At 74.8% G+C, this 16,980-nt stretch carries 14 protein-coding genes; 7 read left to right on the top strand and 7 right to left on the bottom strand.

The annotated features are described in order from the left end of the window. The 5 genes from ACZ7LB_RS16115 to ACZ7LB_RS16095 all read left to right on the top strand — a co-directional run bounded on the left by ACZ7LB_RS16115 (position 1) and on the right by ACZ7LB_RS16095 (position 5,992). Positions 1 to 1,950 (top strand): fumarate reductase/succinate dehydrogenase flavoprotein subunit, encoded by a 1,950-nt coding sequence (locus ACZ7LB_RS16115; protein WP_471468678.1) that lies wholly within the window; start codon positions 1 to 3, stop codon positions 1,948 to 1,950. Next, entirely contained in the window at positions 1,947 to 2,696 is a 750-nt protein-coding gene (locus ACZ7LB_RS16110; protein ID WP_161228936.1) for a succinate dehydrogenase/fumarate reductase iron-sulfur subunit, read from the top strand. The genes ACZ7LB_RS16115 and ACZ7LB_RS16110 overlap by 4 nt, the downstream gene beginning before the upstream one ends. Positions 2,697 to 3,223: 527 nt before the next feature. Continuing rightward, entirely contained in the window at positions 3,224 to 4,000 is a 777-nt protein-coding gene (locus ACZ7LB_RS16105) for a GNAT family N-acetyltransferase (RefSeq protein WP_471468676.1), read from the top strand. A 113-nt stretch (positions 4,001 to 4,113) separates the two neighbouring features. Then, entirely contained in the window at positions 4,114 to 4,926 is an 813-nt protein-coding gene (locus tag ACZ7LB_RS16100) for a lysophospholipid acyltransferase family protein (protein ID WP_471468674.1), read from the top strand. A gap of 112 nt (positions 4,927 to 5,038) precedes the next feature. Beyond that, positions 5,039 to 5,992, top strand: a complete 954-nt coding sequence (locus ACZ7LB_RS16095) for a DUF2382 domain-containing protein (protein ID WP_471468672.1) — start codon at positions 5,039 to 5,041, stop codon at positions 5,990 to 5,992. Positions 5,993 to 6,032: 40 nt separating this feature from the next. Here the strand turns inward: ACZ7LB_RS16095 and ACZ7LB_RS16090 are convergent, their stop codons facing one another. Beyond that, positions 6,033 to 8,387, bottom strand: a complete 2,355-nt coding sequence (locus tag ACZ7LB_RS16090; RefSeq protein WP_471468670.1) for an ATP-binding cassette domain-containing protein — start codon at positions 8,385 to 8,387, stop codon at positions 6,033 to 6,035. A gap of 150 nt (positions 8,388 to 8,537) precedes the next feature. Further along, positions 8,538 to 9,545 carry an LLM class flavin-dependent oxidoreductase gene (locus ACZ7LB_RS16085; RefSeq protein ID WP_471468668.1) on the bottom strand — a complete coding sequence of 336 codons (1,008 nt, stop codon included), beginning with the start codon at positions 9,543 to 9,545 and terminating at the stop codon, positions 8,538 to 8,540. A gap of 241 nt (positions 9,546 to 9,786) precedes the next feature. On the opposite strand from ACZ7LB_RS16085, the gene ACZ7LB_RS16080 reads away from it, so the two are divergent. Continuing rightward, positions 9,787 to 10,281, top strand: coding sequence for a phosphatase domain-containing protein (locus ACZ7LB_RS16080; protein WP_471468866.1), 495 nt, complete (start codon positions 9,787 to 9,789; stop codon positions 10,279 to 10,281). A gap of 40 nt (positions 10,282 to 10,321) precedes the next feature. Here ACZ7LB_RS16080 and ACZ7LB_RS16075 read toward each other — a convergent pair whose 3' ends face one another. Next, a complete protein-coding gene (locus ACZ7LB_RS16075; protein WP_471468666.1) occupies positions 10,322 to 10,537 on the bottom strand; it encodes a dodecin in 216 nt (71 codons plus the stop codon). A 253-nt stretch (positions 10,538 to 10,790) separates the two neighbouring features. Here ACZ7LB_RS16075 and ACZ7LB_RS16070 point away from each other — a divergent pair, with 253 nt between their 5' ends. Next, positions 10,791 to 12,059 carry an extracellular solute-binding protein gene (locus tag ACZ7LB_RS16070; protein WP_471468665.1) on the top strand — a complete coding sequence of 423 codons (1,269 nt, stop codon included), beginning with the start codon at positions 10,791 to 10,793 and terminating at the stop codon, positions 12,057 to 12,059. Positions 12,060 to 12,206: 147 nt separating this feature from the next. On the opposite strand, the gene egtD is transcribed toward ACZ7LB_RS16070, so the two are convergent. From egtD to egtA, 4 genes are read right to left on the bottom strand one after another with little or no spacing between them, the layout of a single operon-like run. After that, complete coding sequence (gene egtD / locus ACZ7LB_RS16065; RefSeq protein ID WP_471468663.1) at positions 12,207 to 13,169, bottom strand: L-histidine N(alpha)-methyltransferase; 963 nt, start codon at positions 13,167 to 13,169, stop codon at positions 12,207 to 12,209. Beyond that, positions 13,166 to 13,981 carry an ergothioneine biosynthesis protein EgtC gene (gene egtC, locus ACZ7LB_RS16060; RefSeq protein WP_471468661.1) on the bottom strand — a complete coding sequence of 272 codons (816 nt, stop codon included), beginning with the start codon at positions 13,979 to 13,981 and terminating at the stop codon, positions 13,166 to 13,168. The genes egtD and egtC overlap by 4 nt, the downstream gene beginning before the upstream one ends. Beyond that, positions 13,981 to 15,348 carry an ergothioneine biosynthesis protein EgtB gene (gene egtB / locus ACZ7LB_RS16055; RefSeq protein ID WP_471468659.1) on the bottom strand — a complete coding sequence of 456 codons (1,368 nt, stop codon included), beginning with the start codon at positions 15,346 to 15,348 and terminating at the stop codon, positions 13,981 to 13,983. The genes egtC and egtB overlap by 1 nt, the downstream gene beginning before the upstream one ends. After that, a complete protein-coding gene (gene egtA / locus ACZ7LB_RS16050) occupies positions 15,345 to 16,646 on the bottom strand; it encodes an ergothioneine biosynthesis glutamate--cysteine ligase EgtA (RefSeq protein ID WP_471468657.1) in 1,302 nt (433 codons plus the stop codon). Before egtA ends, egtB begins: the two co-directional genes overlap by 4 nt. Positions 16,647 to 16,980: the final 334 nt, after the last annotated feature.

Raw genomic sequence — 16,980 nt, 5'->3', positions numbered from 1 at the left:
ATGACCTCCTACGCCTCCTACACGACCGGTGAGCCGGTCGCCGACACCAAGGCCCCCTCCGGCCCCGTCCACGAGCGCTGGGACACCCGCCGCTTCGAGGCCCGGCTGGTCAACCCGGCCAACCGGCGCAAGCAGACCGTCATCGTCGTCGGCACCGGTCTCGCGGGCGGCTCCGCCGGGGCCACCCTCGCCGAACAGGGCTACCGCGTCGTCCAGTTCTGCTACCAGGACTCCCCGCGCCGCGCCCACTCCATCGCCGCCCAGGGCGGCATCAACGCCGCGAAGAACTACCGCAACGACGGCGACTCCGTCCAGCGGCTGTTCTACGACACCGTCAAGGGCGGCGACTTCCGCTCCCGCGAGTCCAACGTGCACCGGCTGGCCCAGGTCTCCGTCGAGATCATCGACCAGTGCGTCGCCCAGGGCGTGCCCTTCGCCCGCGAGTACGGCGGCCTGCTCGACACCCGCTCCTTCGGCGGCGTCCAGGTCTCCCGCACCTTCTACGCCCGCGGCCAGACCGGCCAGCAACTGCTGCTCGGCGCCTACCAGGCGCTCAGCCGGCAGATCGCCGCCGGGACCGTCGAGATGCACCCGCGCACCGAGATGCTCGACCTGATCGTCGTCGACGGCAGGGCCCGCGGCATCGTCGCCCGCGACCTGGTCACCGGGCGGATCGAGACCCACTTCGCCGACGCCGTGGTCCTCGCCACCGGCGGCTACGGCAACGTCTTCTACCTGTCGACCAACGCCATGAACTCCAACGCCACCGCCGTGTGGCGGGCGCACCGGCGCGGCGCCTACTTCGCCAACCCCTGCTTCACCCAGATCCATCCGACCTGCATCCCGCGCACCGGCGACCACCAGTCCAAGCTGACGCTGATGAGCGAGTCGCTGCGCAACGACGGCCGGATCTGGGTGCCGAGGGCCAAGGGCGACGACCGGCCGCCGAACGAGATCCCCGAGGACGAGCGCGACTACTACCTGGAGCGGATCTACCCGTCCTTCGGCAACCTCGTCCCCCGCGACATCGCCTCCCGCGCCGCCAAGAACGTCTGCGACGAGGGACGGGGCGTGGGCCCCGGCGGCCAGGGCGTCTACCTGGACTTCGCGGACGCCATCCGCCGGATGGGCCGCGACGCCGTCGAGGCCAGGTACGGAAACCTCTTCGACATGTACCAGCGGATCACCGACGAGGACCCCTACCGGGTGCCCATGCGGATCTACCCGGCGGTGCACTACACGATGGGCGGCCTCTGGGTCGACTACGACCTCCAGACCACCGTCCCCGGCCTGTTCGCCGTCGGGGAGGCCAACTTCTCCGACCACGGAGCCAACCGGCTCGGCGCCTCCGCGCTGATGCAGGGCCTCGCGGACGGCTACTTCGTCCTGCCCGCCACCATCAACGACTACCTCGCCCGCAACCCGCACCGGGACGAGGTCGACGCCGGACACCCCGTGGTCCGGGAGGTCCTGGCCGAGACCGAGGACCGGCTGGAGCGGCTGCTGGCCGCCGACGGCGACCGCACCCCCGACTCCTTCCACCGCGAACTGGGTGAACTCATGTGGGAGCTGTGCGGCATGGCCCGCACCGAGCGGGGACTGCGCGAGGCACTGGAGCGCATCCCCCGCATCCGCGAGGAGTTCTGGCGGCGTGTCAAGGTGCCCGGCACCGGCCAGGAGTTCAACCAGTCGCTGGAGAAGGCCAACCGCGTCGTCGACTACCTGGAGCTGGCCGAGCTGATGTGCCTCGACGCCCTGCACCGCTCCGAGTCCTGCGGCGGCCACTTCCGCGAGGAGTCCCAGACCCCCGACGGCGAGGCCGCCCGCAGGGACGACGAGTTCGGCTACGCCGCCGCCTGGGAGTTCACCGGCACCGGCACGGCCCCCACCCTGCACAAGGAAGACCTGGTCTTCGAGTACGTCCACCCCACCCAGCGGAGCTACGCATGAGGCTCACCCTGCGCGTCTGGCGGCAGAAGAACGCCGATGCCGAAGGCACCATGTCCACGTACGAGGTGGACGGCATCTCGCCGGACATGTCCTTCCTGGAGATGCTCGACACCCTCAACGAGGAACTGATCGTCAAGGGCGACGACCCGGTCGCCTTCGACCACGACTGCCGCGAGGGCATCTGCGGCGCCTGCTCACTGGTCATCAACGGCGACGCGCACGGACCCGAGCGCACCACCACCTGCCAGCTCCACATGCGCTCCTTCCGGGACGGCGACACCATCGACGTCGAGCCCTGGCGGGCGGCGGCCTTCCCGGTGGTCAAGGACCTCGTCGTGGACCGCTCGGCCCTCGACCGGATCATCCAGGCCGGCGGCTACATCAGCGTCCCCACCGGCGCCGCGCCCGAGGCCCACGCGACGCCGGTGCCCAAGCCGGACGCCGACCTCGCCTTCGAGCACGCCGAGTGCATCGGCTGCGGCGCCTGCGTGGCCGCCTGCCCCAACGGCGCGGCCATGCTGTTCACCTCGGCGAAGATCAACCATCTCAACGTCCTGCCCCAGGGCGCGCCCGAGCGCGGGACGCGGGTGCTGGACATGGTGGCCCGGATGGACGAGGAGGGCTTCGGCGGCTGCACCCTCACCGGCGAGTGCGCCACCGCCTGTCCCAAGGGCATCCCGCTCATGTCCATCACCGGCATGAACCGGGAGTGGCTGCGCGCGGCCCGCGGGGGTGCGGGCCGCTAGGGTCCTTCGTCTGGATCAGGGTGCGGTGCCGGGGCCCGCGAGCCCGGCCCGATCCAAACGAGAGGCCCTGGCCGTACGGCGGCGCGCCCCTCCGTCCGGCGGCGGGGCCCGAGCCGCCCGGCGGCCCCTCCCGGGGCCGCCCGACCGACGTTCGCCGACAGGTGCGGACGGACGGGGCCGGGGGAGGTGCTCTCCCCGGCCCCGTCTCGCTTTCCCGCCCACCGGACGGGACCGAGCCGTTCCGCGCCCGCCGCCCGGGCCGCGCCGCCCCGCGCACCGGTGACACCGAGCCCCCCCTCGCGCACCGGGCGGGGCCGAGCCCCCCTCGCGCACCGGGCGGGGCCGGGACCGCCGGGACCGTTTCCGCGCGCCGTCCCGGAGGTGGCCCGGCCCCTGGCATTCAGCAACCCCACACCCGCCCTCCCGGCCCCGGTCACGCGCAGGACAGCCCGCACCGGAAGAACTGAGGCGGCCGGACTTTGCGGCCGCCCACCGGGGCCCCCGCCCCCGCGACCAGGAGAGCATCCATGAGCGGTGTCCTGACCGTCGACCGTCCCACGCGGCCCGCCGCGCCCCTCCACTACACCGTCGGCCTCGCCCGCGACGAGGCGGACGTACGGGCCGCGCAGCGCCTGCGGCACGAGGTGTTCGCCGGTGAGATGGGCGCCCTGCTGACGAGCCCCGAACCCGGCCTCGACATCGATCCGTTCGACGCCCACTGCGACCACCTGCTCGTCCGCGAGGAGACCACCGGGCAGGTGGTCGGCACCTACCGGCTGCTGCCGCCGGAGCGCGCCGCCGTCGCCGGGCGCCTCTACGCGGAGAACGAGTTCGACCTGAGCGCGCTCGGCCCCGTCCGGTCCACGATGGTCGAGGTCGGCCGCTCCTGCGTCCACCCCGACCACCGCGACGGCGCCGTCATCGGCCTCATATGGGCCGGACTGGCCCGCTACATGACCGAGCGCGGCCACGCCTGGCTGGCGGGCTGCTGCTCCCTCCCGCTCGCCGACGGAGGCGCCCTGGCCGCCGCCACCTGGGACCGGGTGCGCGAGCGGCACCTCGCCCCCGAGGAGTACCGGGTGCGGCCCCTGCGGCCCTGGGTCCCGCGCGCCGCCGCCCCCGCCGGGCCCCGCCCGCCCCTGCCCGCGCTGCTGCGCGGCTACCTCCGGCTCGGCGCCCGGGTGTGCGGGGAGCCCGCGCACGACGTCGACTTCGGCGTCGCCGACCTCTACGTGCTGCTGCGGATGGACCGCGTGGACCCCCGCTATCTGCGCCACTTCCTCTCGCTGGTCCCGGCCCGGTGAACGCCCCGTCCGTCCCCGGCCGCCTCTCCCTCCCCGGTCCGGCCACCGCTCCCGTTCCCGCCGCTCCCGCGCCCGCGCCCGCCCTCGCGCCGGTTCCCGCCGCTCGGCCGCCGGTGAACGTCTGGCTGCCGACCGCTCCCTGCAGCCCCGCCGCGTGCCTGGAGCCGCCCCGGGGCGCGGCGGCCGTGCCGCGCGGGGTGCTGCGGCTCGCGGCGCTCGCCGCGCTGCTGGCCGCCGGGTCCGCGCTGTCGCCGTTCGCCCGGTGGCTCCCGGCCGGTCCGGTGCGACGCTGGTGCCGGTGGACGGTGCGGGCGGCCGGGGTCCGGGTCCGGATCACGGGCTCCGCCCCGCCCGGCGGCGGGCTGCTGCTCGTCGCCGACCACGTCTCCTGGCTGGACGTCCCGCTGCTGGCCGCCGTGCGCCCGGCCCGGATGCTGGCCAAGAGCGAGATCCGGCGCTGGCCGGTGGCCGGATGGCTCGCCGAGCGCGGCGGCACCCTTTTCATCGACCGGGACCGGCTGCGGACCCTGCCCGCCACGGTCGCCGTGATCGCCGGGCGGTTGCGCGCCGGCGGCGCGGTCGCGGTCTTCCCCGAGGGCAGCACCTGGTGCGGCGGGGCCCGGGGCCGCTTCCGCCGGGCCGCCTTCCAGGCCGCCCTGGACGCCGGGGCCGCCGTCCAGCCGGTCCGCATCCGCTACCGGGACGGCTGCGGGGCGCCGGGCACCGCCGCCGCCTTCATCGGGGAGGACTCCCTGTTCGCCTCGGTGTGGCGGGTGGTCACCGCCCGCCGTCTCACCGCCGAGGTGGAGGTGTGCCCCGTGATCCCGCCCGGCCGCCACCCGGACCGCCGTTCCCTCGCCCTGGCCGCCCGGCCGCCGGACCCGGAGGTGCCGGTGGGGCGCCACATTCCGCCCGGGGAACGGTGAGCGAGGGAAAGCACCACCGAAAAGTACGTGCCTTTTGTGGCGTTTATTCCGTTTTCGACCTTCCGAAGCGGACAGACGGAGTGGAGGGACTCCGGAAGGAGGGTGATGGCAGATGATCACCCGTGAACAACTCGCCAACGTCCTGGACCACCCGGTCTACGACGGGGACGGGAACAAGATCGGCGACGCCAAGCACGTGTTCTTCGACGACATGACCGGACGCCCGGAATGGGTGAGCGTCAGGACCGGGGTGTTCGGCACCAGTGAGTCGTTCGTCCCCATCCGCGACGCCGCGCTGGTGCGGGACCACCTGGAGGTCCCGTACGGCAAGGAGCAGGTCAAGGGCGCGCCCGATGTCGACGTCGACGCGGGCGGCCATCTGTCGGAGGGCGAGGAGCACCGGCTCTACGACTACTACGGCATCAACTGGAGCAGCGTCCTCACCGAGGCCGAACGCACGGACCCCGACCGCGACACCACCAGCGGGACCGGCACCATGGGCACCGGCACCGCCGGCGCCGCGGCCACCGGACCCGCCGACACCACCGGCATGACCACCGCCTCCGGCACGGCGGGCGCCGCCGGGGCCACCGGGGCGGCGGGCATCGCCGGCCACCGGACCGGAACGGACACGGACCGGGACACCGCGGAACGCGCCGGCTCCCGCGCGGACGAGGCCATGACCCGCTCGGAGGAGCGGATGCACGTCGGCGTCGAACGCCGCGAGTCCGGCCGGGCCAGGATCCGCAAGTACGTCGTCACGGAAGACGTCGAGCAGACCGTCCCCGTGCGCCACGAGGAGGTCCACGTGGAGCGCGAGCCGATCACCGACGCCAACCGCGACGCGGCGATGGCCGGACCGGAGATCGGCGAGGCCGAGCACGAGATCACCCTGCACGAGGAGCACACCTTCGTGGAGACCGAGGCCGTGCCCATGGAACGGGTCCGGCTGACGACCGAGGAGCACATCGAGAACGAGACGGTGCACGGCCAGGTCCGCAAGGAGCGGATCGAGGTCGAGGGCGTCGTGGAGGAGGACGAGGAGACGCGGCCGGACCGCGGATGAACGGGCGGGCGCGCCCACGCGGGCGGGCGCCGGTGCGGTGTCACCGGTGCCCGCCCGCGTCCTCGCCGTACAGGGCCGCCGCCAGATGGGGCGCCGTCGCGCCGCCCGCGGCCCGCGCCACCTCGGCCGGGGTGCCCTCGGCCACGATCCGGCCGCCCGCGTCCCCGCCGCCCGGCCCCAGGTCGATCACCCGGTCGGCGCCCGCCACCACCGCCATGTCGTGCTCCACCACGACCACGGTGTGCCCGGCGTCCACCAGACCGTGCAACTGCCGCATCAGCACCGCCGTGTCGGCCGGGTGCAGACCGGTCGTCGGCTCGTCCAGCAGGTACAGGGTGTGCCCGCGCCGCCCCCGCTGCAGTTCGGTGGCGAGCTTGATGCGCTGCGCCTCCCCGCCCGACAGCTCGGTGGCCGGCTGGCCGAGCCGCAGATAGCCCAGCCCCACGTCCAGCAGCGCCGTCAGGGCGCGCTCCGCGGCCGGGGTGTCCGCGAAGAACTCCGCCGCCTCCTCCACCGTCAGGTCCAGCACCTCGGCGATGTTCCGCCCCCGGTGGGTGACCCGCAGCGTCGCCGGGTTGTAGCGCGCCCCGCCGCAGTCCGGGCACGGCGCGTAGGTGCTCGGCAGGAACAGCAGCTCGACGCTGACGAACCCCTCGCCCTGGCACGTCCCGCACCGCCCGCCGGCCACGTTGAAGGAGAACCGGCCCACCCCGTACCCCCGGGCGCGGGCCTCGTCCGTCCCCGCGAACACCTTCCGCACCACGTCGAACAGGCCCGTGTACGTGGCCAGGTTGGAGCGCGGGGTGCGGCCGATCGGCCGCTGGTCGACCCGGACCAGCCGGCCCACCCCCGGCAGCTCCTCCGTGACCTCCGCGACCAGCGTCGACTTCCCCGAGCCGGACACCCCGGTCACCGCCGTGAGCACCCCCAGCGGGAACTCGGCGGTCACGCCGCGCAGGTTGTGCCGGGTCACCGGGCCGACGCGCACCGAGCCGCGCGGCACCCGCGCCGTCCGCTCCGGCACCGGGGAGCGGTCGAAGAGGTACCGGGCCGTCGCCGACGCCCCGACCCCGGCCAGCCCCTCCACCGGCCCGCTGTACAGCACCCGCCCGCCGTGCTCGCCCGCCCCGGGGCCGACGTCCACGATCCAGTCGGCCTCCCGCACCACCGCGAGCTGGTGCTCCACCACGAACACCGAGTTGCCGGCCGCCTTCAGCCGCTCCAGCACCGTCAGCAGCGCCCGGGTGTCCGCCGGGTGCAGCCCCGCCGACGGCTCGTCGAGGACGTACACCACCCCGAACAGCCCCGACCGCAACTGGGTGGCCAGCCGCAGCCGTTGCAGCTCGCCCGCCGACAGGGTGGGCGTGGCCCGGTCGAGGCTCAGATAGCCGAGGCCCAGCTCCGTCACCGGCGCGATCCGGGCGGTCAGGTCCTCGGTGAGCACCCCCGCCGCCCCCTCGCCGCCGGGCAGCGCCCCGGCCAGCTCCGTCAGCGGCAGCGCCGCCAGCTCCGCGATGGTCCGCCCGCCGACGGTCACCGCCAGGGCCTCGGCGCGCAGCCTGCTGCCCCCGCACACCGGGCACGGATCGCTGGTCAGGAAGCGCTCCGCCCTGGCCCGCAGAGTGGCGCTCCGCGAGTCCGCGAACGTCTTCAGCACATACCGCCGGGCGCTCATGTACGTGCCCTGATAGGGCCGTTGGATGCGGCCCGCCTCGCGCACCGGATGCACCGTGACCACCGGCTGCTCGTCGGTGAACAGGATCCACGCGCGCTCCTCGGCGGGCAGCTCCCGCCAGGGGCGGTCCACGTCGTGGCCGAGCGCGTCGAGGACGTCCCGCAGGTTCTTCCCCTGCCAGGCGCCCGGCCAGGCGGCGATGGCACCCTCACGGATCGACAGGGACGGGTCCGGGACCAGCAGATCCTCGTCGGTGCGGTGCACCAGGCCCAGCCCGTGGCACTCGGGGCACGCCCCGGCCGCCGTGTTGGGCGAGAAGGCGTCGGAGTCCAGCCGCTCGGCGCCCGGTGGATAGGTGCCGGCGCGGGAGAACAGCATCCGCAGGGAGTTGGACAGATGGGTGACCGTGCCCACCGAGGAGCGGGAGGTCGGCGCCGCGCGCCGCTGCTGGAGCGACACGGCGGGCGGCAGCCCGGTGATCTCCGCCACCTTCGGCGCTCCCACCTGGTGGATCAGACGGCGGGCGTAGGGCGCCACCGACTCGAAGTACCGCCGCTGCGCCTCGGCGTAGACGGTGCCGAAGGCCAGCGAGGACTTGCCCGAGCCGGACACCCCCGTGAACACCGCCACCACGTCCCGGGGGACGTCCACGTCCACGCCCCTCAGATTGTGCTCACGGGCGCCGCGGACGCGGACGTACGGGTCGTGGTGACTGTGCATCGCGGAGGACTCCGTACGGTCGTCGGCCGGGCGGGCCGGGGGAGAAGGAGGACGGGGTGTGGAGTTGCGGGGGAGGCGGGCGGTGGAAGCGGCGGACGGCGGGGCCGGGCGGACGGGGTGTCGCCGCGGCCGGGGACAAACCCCGCGATTCTACGCCCCGGAGGCCACCGCTCCGATGCCGGTGACCCGGGCGAGCCGCCGGTAGGATTCCAGCAGCGCCGCCCGGTCGTGGGTGCTCGTGGTGACCAGCACCTCCTGCGCGCCCGTCTCCGCCACCAGTGCCTCCAGCTCCCGCGCCACCAACTCCTCGGTGCCCGCGACATGGCCGCGCAGCCCGGCGGTGTACAGCTCGCGCTCCCGGACGGTCGTCAGCCGGGCCTCCACCTCCCCGGCCGGGGGCAGCGGCGGGAACGTGCCCCGGGTGCGGGCCATCGCCGTCGACCACGCCTCCGGGAGCAGCAGCCGCCGGGCCTCCTCGGCGGTGGCGGCCACGGCGACGGTGCCGGAGACGACGACGTACGGCTCCGCGCTCCACCGCGAGGGGCGGAACCCGGCCCGGTAGCGGTCGATGCCCCGGCGCATCCGGTCCCGGTCCCGCAGGTCCCCGATGACCAGCGGCAGCCCGGCACGGGCCGCGACGGCGGCGCCCTCGCCCATGGCCAGCACGAACGGGGGCACCGTCAGACCCTCGGCGGGGCGGGCGCGCACACCGGTCGGCGAGGCGCCGAGGAACCAGCCGAGCAGCTCCGCAACCTGCTCCTCGAAGGCGTCGGCCTCGTCCTTGCCCCGGCCCAGCGCCCGGCGCACCCCGTCGGTGAAGCCCACCGAGCGGCCCAGGCCCATGTCGATCCGCCCCGGGAACAGGGCCTCCAGCACCCCGAACTGCTCGGCCACCACCAGCGGCCGGTGGTTGGGCAGCATCACGCCGCCGGTGCCGACCCGGATGGCGCGCGTCGCCCCGGCCACCGCGGCGGCCAGCACCGTCGGCGCCGAACCCGCCACGCCGGGCACCCCGTGGTGCTCGGACACCCAGAACCGATGGTAGCCCAGCCGTTCCGCCTCCCGGGCCAGGTCCACGGTGTCGCGCAGCGCCTCGGCGGCGGTGCGGCCCTCGCGGACGCGGGAGCGGTCGAGTACGGAGAAACGGGTCGTCGCCATCGGGGTGCTCACACTCCGTTCAACACCCGGGGAGCGCGAGGATTCCCCCGGTGACGGTTCTGTCCCGCCCGCGCCGCCCGCCGTACCCGCCCGGCCCGGACGGGTGCTCACCACCCGCGCGGCGCCGGACCGGTCCCCGCCCGTCCCCCGTTCCGCCGGGGCCCGGCGGACGGGCGGGCCGCGCCCCGCGCCCGGCGGCCGGGTCCACAGGATCAGGGCCTAGGGTGGGAGGGTGACCGAGATCAGCAGGAGCGGCGGCCGGCGCCCCCTGGCCGTCTTCGACCTGGACAACACCCTCGCCGGCACCGCTCACCGGCAGCGGTTCCTGGAGCGGCGGCCCCGCGACTGGGACGCCTTCTTCGCGGCGGCGCCGCACGATCCGCCGCTGGCCCCGGGCGTCGCCCTGGCGCGCGCCGAGGCCGGGGAGTGCGAGGTCGTCTACCTGACCGGGCGGCCCGAGCGCTGCCGTCGCGACACCCTCGACTGGCTGGCCGCCCACGGCCTGCCCGAGGGAAGGGTGCACATGCGCCGCGACGGCGACCGGCGGCCCGCCCGGCGGACCAAGCTGGAGATCCTGCGGCGGCTCGCCCGCACCCGGGACGTCCGGGTCCTCGTGGACGACGACGAACTGGTCTGCGCGGACGCCCGCGAGGCCGGCTTCACCGTCGTCCACGCCGACTGGGCGGCCGGCTCGGACGAACTGAGGGACGCCCAGGAACGGCAGGGCCGGACATGACGCCCCCGGCCGGCCGTCCCCGCCCGTCCGGGCGCGGGTCTCAGTCCGACCCCTCCAGACGGAAGCCCACCTTGAGGCAGACCTGCCAGTGGGCGACCAGCCCCTCCTCGATCTGGCCGCGCACCTGGCTCACCTCGAACCAGTCCAGGTTCCTTACGGTCTGCGAGGCCCGCGCGATACCGTTACGCACAGCCTGATCGACGCCGTCCGGTGAGGTGCCGACGATCTCGGTGACCCGGTAGGTGTGGTTCGACATGGTGGTGTTCCTTCCGTCCCGACGGGGATGTCGCCTATGTCGCCTTGTGTCATGTGTCACTCCACCGTGCCCCAACTCGTGGTGGAGCGCGAGGCGTCGGAGCTGTGCAGTGGTTCACCCCTTGACCTCCGCATTCGTCCATACCAAAATCCCATTCACCCGTGCGAGTCTCCGGCTCGTTCCCCCACGTCGGGTCTCCCCACGCGTGCGCCGGACACCCTGTCCGCCACCTGCTCGACCAGAAGGACCCTTCGTGAGACGTCGTCGCCTCCTCGCCCTTGCCTGCGTGTCCGCCACCCTGCTGAGCGGCTGCAGCCTGTTGTCCTCGGACGACGGAGACGGACGGCGCACCGTCACGGTGTGGCTGATGAAGAGCAGCGTCTCCGACGACTTCCTGAAGCGCTTCACCGAGGACTTCGAGAAGACCCACTCCGACCTCGACCTGGACATACGCATCCAGGAGTGGACCGGCATCGGCGAGAAGGTGCAGACCGCCCTGAAGTCCGACGGCGGCGGCGAGCAGCCCGACGTCATCGAGGTCGGCAACACCCAGGTGCCCCAGTACGCCGAGGGGGGCAAGCTGGAGGACCTGACGCTGGAGTCGATGCGCGACTGGGGCATCCGCGACTGGCTGCCCGGTCTCGCGGAGCCCGGCGAGTACATGTCCCAGCAGTTCGGCATCCCGTGGTACGCGGCCAACCGGGTCGTCATCTACCGCAAGGACCTGTTCAAGGAGGCCGGTGTCACCTCCCCGCCGCGCACCCGCGAGGAGTGGATCACCGCCACCGAGAAGCTGAACCAGGGCGGCGCGCAGGGCATCTACCTCGCCGGGCAGGACTGGTACACGCTCTCCGGGTTCATCTGGGACGAGGGCGGGGAGCTGGCCACCGGCTCCGGCGGTGCCTGGACGGGCGCGCTGGACAGCGAGGAGGCCCTGCGCGGCATGGAGTTCTACCAGCGGCTCCAGAAGCTGGGCAACGGCCCCGTGGACGCCGACGAGGAGCACCCGCCGCAGTCCGGCGTGTTCGCCAAGGGCCGGGTCGGGCAGATCATCTCGGTGCCGGGTCTGGCCACGACCATCCTGCGCGAGAACCCCGACCTCAAGGACAAGCTGGGCTTCTTCCCCGTGCCGGGCAAGACCGCCGACAAGCCGGGCGCCGTGTTCACCGGCGGCTCCGACCTCGTCGTCCCGCAGAACACCGACAACCGCGACGGCGCCATCGCGGTCATCGAGGCGCTGGCCGGGGCCAAGTGGAACACCGACCTGGCCCGCAGCATGAACTACGTGCCCAACAAGAAGTCCCTGGCCGCCGATGTCGCGGGCGAGGAGGGCCTGGAGGCCATGGCCACCGGCGCCGCCCAGGGCCGGGCAACCCCGAGCACCCCGCGGTGGGGCGCCGTCGAGGGCGACAACCCCATCAAGGCGTACATGACCAAGGTGCTCAACGGCGACGACGCGCGGACGTCGGCCAAGCAGGCGTCCCGGCGGATCACCGAGCTCCTGGACCCCAACACCCGCTGATCCGGGCATCCGCCGCCCCCGCCCCGCCCGGACCGTGAGGACCGGGCCGGACGGGGGTCTTCCGCACGGGCCGCCGCCCCGGGGAACCGGGGCGGGCCCGATGGGCCGGACGGGTGGGCCGGACCGGCTCCCGGGCCCCCGCCGGGCTCAGCGCACCACGCTCAGGGACAGCGCGAACCGCCCCTCCCGGTCCGTCCACCAGTGCGCCAGGTCCAGGCCGGCCGCGGCCAGCTCACCGCGCACGCCCTCCTTCCGGAACTTCGCCGACACCTCGGTGCGCAGCTCCTCCCCGGCCGCGAACTCCACGGCCAGGTCCAGCGCCTTCACCTTGACCGTCTGCGCCGTGCGGGAGCGCAGCCGCATTTCGATCCACTCCCGCCCGGCGTCCCAGAGGGCCACGTGGTCGAAGGCGTCGGGCACGAAGTCGGCGTCCAGCTCGCGGTTGACGACCGCCAGCACGTTCTTGTCGAAGGCGGCCGTGACCCCCTCCGCGTCGTCGTAGGCCCGGACCAGGACCTCCTCGTCCTTGACCAGGTCCGTGCCCAGCAGCAGCGCGTCCCCCGGGGCGAGCAGCGCGCGGACCGAGGCCAGGAAGGCGGCCCGCTCCCCGGGCAGCAGGTTGCCGATGGTGCCGCCGAGGAAGGCCAGCAGCCGGGGACCGGGGGTGTCGGGCAGCTCCAGAGCGGCGGTGAAGTCCGCGATCAGGGCGTGCACCGAGAGCCCCGGCCGCTCGGCCGCGAGGGCCCGCCCGGCTCCGGTGAGCGCGCTCTCGCTGACGTCGACGGGCACGTAGACGCGCAGCCCGGTGAGGGCGTCGAGCAGGAACCGGGTCTTCTCCGAGGAACCGGAGCCCAGTTCGACCAGGGTGCGGGCACCGGTCGCCGCGGCGATCTCCCCGGCCCGGCCGACGAGGATCTCCCGCTCGGCGCGGGTCGGGTAGTACTCCGGCAGGGTGGTGATCCGCTCGAACAGCTCGCTGCCCCGGGCGTCGTAGAACCACTTGGGCGGCAGCCATTTGGGGGTGTCGGTCAGGCCCGTCCGGACGTCGGAGCGCAGGGCGGCGTCCGTGGCGTCCTCGGGAAGCGTGCGGGTGAGGCGGAACGGACTCAAGGGCGGGGCTCCTTCGCGGATGCGGACGCTGAGGCGGGGGCGGGCACGGACGGCGCTGCTCCGCCGGGCCCCCCGAGGGCGGTGAGCAGCACCTCGGTGCCGCGGACCGTGAGCAGGGTCCGGTCGGGCACCTCCCGCCAGCGCGGATCGTCGTCATAGGGCTCGGAGGCGGCGACCGTGCCGCCGTCCGGCCGGGACAGGTACCAGAGGCTGTCCCCCCAGGCGGTGGCGGCGATGACCGCGCCGTCGGTGAGCAGCAGGTTCAGCCGGGAGCCGGGGGCGGCCTCCGCCACCTCGCGCACCGTGTCGGCCAGCGCCCGGCCCGGGTCCGCACCGGCCCGCAGCCGGTGCAGCACCAGCGCCCACACGAGCGCCGAATCGGTGCGCGCCGCCAGCGACAGCAGCTCGGCCGGGGGCAGGGTGGCCGCGACGGGCGCCGACGAATCGGGCCAGCCCGCGACGGCGCCGTTGTGGCTGAACAGCCAGGTGTCCGCGGCGAACGGGGCGGCGGCGGCCTCCCCGTCGGCGCCCGCCACCGTCGCGTCCCGCACGGCGCCGAGCAGGGCGCCGGAGCGCACCACCCGGGCCAGGTCGGCGAAGGAGGGATCGGCCCAGACCGGGCCCGCCCGCCGGTAGCGGGCCGGGACCGGATCGCCCCCGGCGTACCAGCCGACGCCGAAGCCGTCGGCGTTGACCGTCCCGTACCGCTGCCGCCGGGGTGCCCAGGACTGGCGGTACAGGCCGTGCGGCGGCTCCACCAGCAGTCGGCCCAGCGGCACGGCGGGTCCCGTGTAGGCCACGTGGCGGCACATCAGACGTCCTCCGCGGACCGGGCCGTGCGGAAGCCGGAGAAGATCTGCCGCCGCACCGGGTAGTCCCAGTTGCGGAACGTGCCCCGGCAGGCCACCGGGTCCACGGCGAACGAGCCGCCGCGCAGCACCTTGTACTCCGGCCCGAAGAACACCTGCGAGTACTCCCGGTAGGGGAAGACCCGGAAGCCGGGGTACGGGGCGAAGTCGCTGGACGTCCACTCCCAGACGTCGCCGATGAGCTGCCGCACGCCGAGCGGCGAGGCCCCGGCCGGGTAGCTCCCGGCGGGGGCCGGGCGCAGATGGCGCTGGCCCAGGTTGGCGTGGCGGGGGCCCGGGTCGGCGTCGCCCCAGGGATGGCGGCGGGAGCGGCCCGTCGCCGGATCGTGCCGGGCGGCCTTCTCCCACTCGGCCTCGGTGGGCAGCCGCCGCCCGGCCCAGCGGGCCCACGCGTCGGCCTCGTACCAGGAGACGTGCAGCACCGGCTCGTCCGGCGGCACCGGCTCCGTCACGCCGAAGCGCCGCCGCAGCCACTGGCCGCCCTCGCGCCGCCAGAACAGGGGCGCGGTGATGCCGTGCCGCCGCACGTGGTCCCAGCCCTCCGGGGTCCACCAGCGCGGGTCCCCGTAGCCGCCGTCCTCGACGAACGCCGTGTACCGGGCGTTGGTCACCGGGACGGTGTCGATGAGGAAGGGTCCCACCTCCCGCCGGTGCGCGGGCCGCTCGTTGTCCAGGGCCCACGGCTCGGTGGAGGTGCCCATGGTGAACGGGCCGCCGGGCACCAGGACCTCGGCGGGCCCGGTGAACGGTCCGGCGGGCTCCGGGTCGGGCGCGGACAGGGCCGGGGGGCCGCTGCGGAGCTGATGGGTGACGAGCATCGTCTCGTCGTGCTGCTGCTCGTGCTGGGCGATCATCCCGAAGGCGAAGCCGGCCTCCGTCAGCCGCGTCCCGCCGAAGACGGACCCGGCGAGCACGTCCAGCGCCCGGCCGCGCACCTCGGCGGCGTAGCGGCGGGCCTCCTCGGGCGGCAGCAGGGGCAGCCGGGGGCGCTCGGAACGGGGGTGCTCGAAGGCGTCGTACAGGCCGTCGATCTCGGGCCGTATCGCCTCGTGCCCGCCCACGGTCCGCAGCAGCCACTGCTCCTCCTGGTTGCCGATGTGCGCCAGGTCCCAGACCAGGGGCGACATCAGCGGGGAGTGCTGGGCGGTCAGTTCGGGTCCGTCGACGCAGCCGGTGAGCAGGGCGGTGCGGTCGCGGGCGGTGAGCAGCGCCGCCAGGGCCCGTTCGCGCAGGGCCTCGGGGTCCGTCGGCGGCGCGGCCGGACCGGGGGTGCCGGGGATGCCGGTGGTCGGTTCGGTGGGCTCGGTCATGGGCGGGTGTCCCTCGTGCGCGGAGCCGGGCCGGGGGTGCCCGGCCGGTCCAGCAGGTCGTCGGCGGGGCAGCGCCCCCGGGAGACGTACCGGTCCAGGTACCCCGCGACGGCCTCGGTCACCCCGGTGGCGGCGCCGAGCCGGGGCAGGGCGGCCAGGGCCGCCGTGAAGCAGGTGACGGCGGCGTCCCGCAACTCGGGATCGGTGAGCCCGGCACGGGCCGCGTCCCGCCACAGCGGGTTGTGCGGGGCCGGCATGCCGAGGGTGCGCTCCGCGAGCGGCTTGACGGTCCGGTAGGCGGTCTCGGTGGCCTCCGGGTCGTCGAACAGCGCCGCCGTGACGGCGAGCGGCACCATCCAGCCGTCCTCCCCCGGCTGCGCGTCGATCATGCGCAGCTCCAGGTGGCCGCGGGGTCTGACCGAGGGGAACAGGGTGGTGAGGTGGTAGTCGAGGTCCTCCTGGGTGGGAGGGCGCGGCGTCCCGGAACCGGTCCACTCGCGGAAGGTCAGCTCCGCCGGGACCTCCCAGGGAGCGGCGTCGCCGCGCACGCACATCACCGGGCTGTCCAGCACGTGCCGGGCCCAGGCGCCGCGCGGATCGGTGTCCAGCGGGACGCCGCCCGCGCGGGCGGGGCCGATCTGGGTCCAGCGCAGCTGCCGGGTGGAGAGCCAGCCGGTGGGCCGCCCGGCGGCCAGCGGCGAGTGGGCGAACGCGGCCACCAGGACCGCGCCGAGATGGTGGGCCAGCCACCAGCGGCGCACATAGCCGAGCGGACCGGGCTCCTCGTACCCGGCGTCCACGCAGACCTGCACGGACGCGGAGGTGCACATCATGGCGCGCCCGGCGGGGCCGTTGCGGTCGAGGCACGCCTCCATGGCGTCGTAGCGCGGCTGGCGCAGGAAGCGCCGGGGCGGCTGCCAGGGGTCGTGGCCGATGCCGACCAGGGCGAGTCCGTGCCCGTCCAGCACGGTCCGGACCGCGTCGAGGTCGGCGGCGACGGAGTCCACGCACTCCATGAGGGAGGCGGCGGGACGGGAGCTGAGTTCGAGCTGGCCGCCGGGCTCCACGGTCAGCGCCGAGTCCAGCGGGACGGAGCGCAGGGCGGCGTAGACGGAGTCGAGCCGTTCGGCGGGGACGGGGTGCCTGGGGGCCCCGCGGTCGTGGACGAGCCATTCGAGTTCGACGCCCAGGCGCCGGGGCGGGCCGGTCTTGAAGCAGATGCCGCGGACCAGCGCCTCGGCCTCGGCCTCGCTGATGGCGGTGCGTGACCGGATACAGCCACTTACCGAATCTGACATGTCGGTATCCTCCCGAGATTCCACCATGTCGCCGGCCGTTCGGGTGGGACGGGTCGGCGGACCCGTCCCACCCAAAACCCTCGTGCCGTTCGGCACAAGGGCGCATTTCGGGACTTCTCGTCGTGGATATGTGCCGCTCCCCGGCCGTTCCCGATCCCGTCTCCCGCCGTCCCCGGCCCGTCCGGGGCCGGGAAGCGGTGTCGGGCGACGTGACCAGCATCGCCCAGGACGACGGCGCGGGCACGGTGGAGCGGGCCGTGCGGCCTGCGGTCATGTCCCGCGGGGCGCGCCGGCGCCCGGGGAGGGGGAGGGGGCTGCCCGGGTGCGGCCGGGG

This window comes from Streptomyces sp. NPDC107521 (assembly GCF_055598485.1).
This window is presented reverse-complemented; position numbering and strand designations above follow the sequence as displayed.

Coding starts and splice junctions, on each gene's coding strand:
- ACZ7LB_RS16115 (WP_471468678.1), top strand. CDS start 1: ATGACCTCCTACGCCTCCTACACGACCGGTGAGCCGGTCGCCGACACC.
- ACZ7LB_RS16110 (WP_161228936.1), top strand. CDS start 1,947: ATGAGGCTCACCCTGCGCGTCTGGCGGCAGAAGAACGCCGATGCCGAA.
- ACZ7LB_RS16105 (WP_471468676.1), top strand. CDS start 3,224: ATGAGCGGTGTCCTGACCGTCGACCGTCCCACGCGGCCCGCCGCGCCC.
- ACZ7LB_RS16095 (WP_471468672.1), top strand. CDS start 5,039: ATGATCACCCGTGAACAACTCGCCAACGTCCTGGACCACCCGGTCTAC.
- ACZ7LB_RS16090 (WP_471468670.1), bottom strand. CDS start 8,387: ATGCACAGTCACCACGACCCGTACGTCCGCGTCCGCGGCGCCCGTGAG.
- ACZ7LB_RS16085 (WP_471468668.1), bottom strand. CDS start 9,545: ATGGCGACGACCCGTTTCTCCGTACTCGACCGCTCCCGCGTCCGCGAG.
- ACZ7LB_RS16075 (WP_471468666.1), bottom strand. CDS start 10,537: ATGTCGAACCACACCTACCGGGTCACCGAGATCGTCGGCACCTCACCG.
- egtC (WP_471468661.1), bottom strand. CDS start 13,981: ATGTGCCGCCACGTGGCCTACACGGGACCCGCCGTGCCGCTGGGCCGA.
- egtB (WP_471468659.1), bottom strand. CDS start 15,348: ATGACCGAGCCCACCGAACCGACCACCGGCATCCCCGGCACCCCCGGT.
- egtA (WP_471468657.1), bottom strand. CDS start 16,646: ATGTCAGATTCGGTAAGTGGCTGTATCCGGTCACGCACCGCCATCAGC.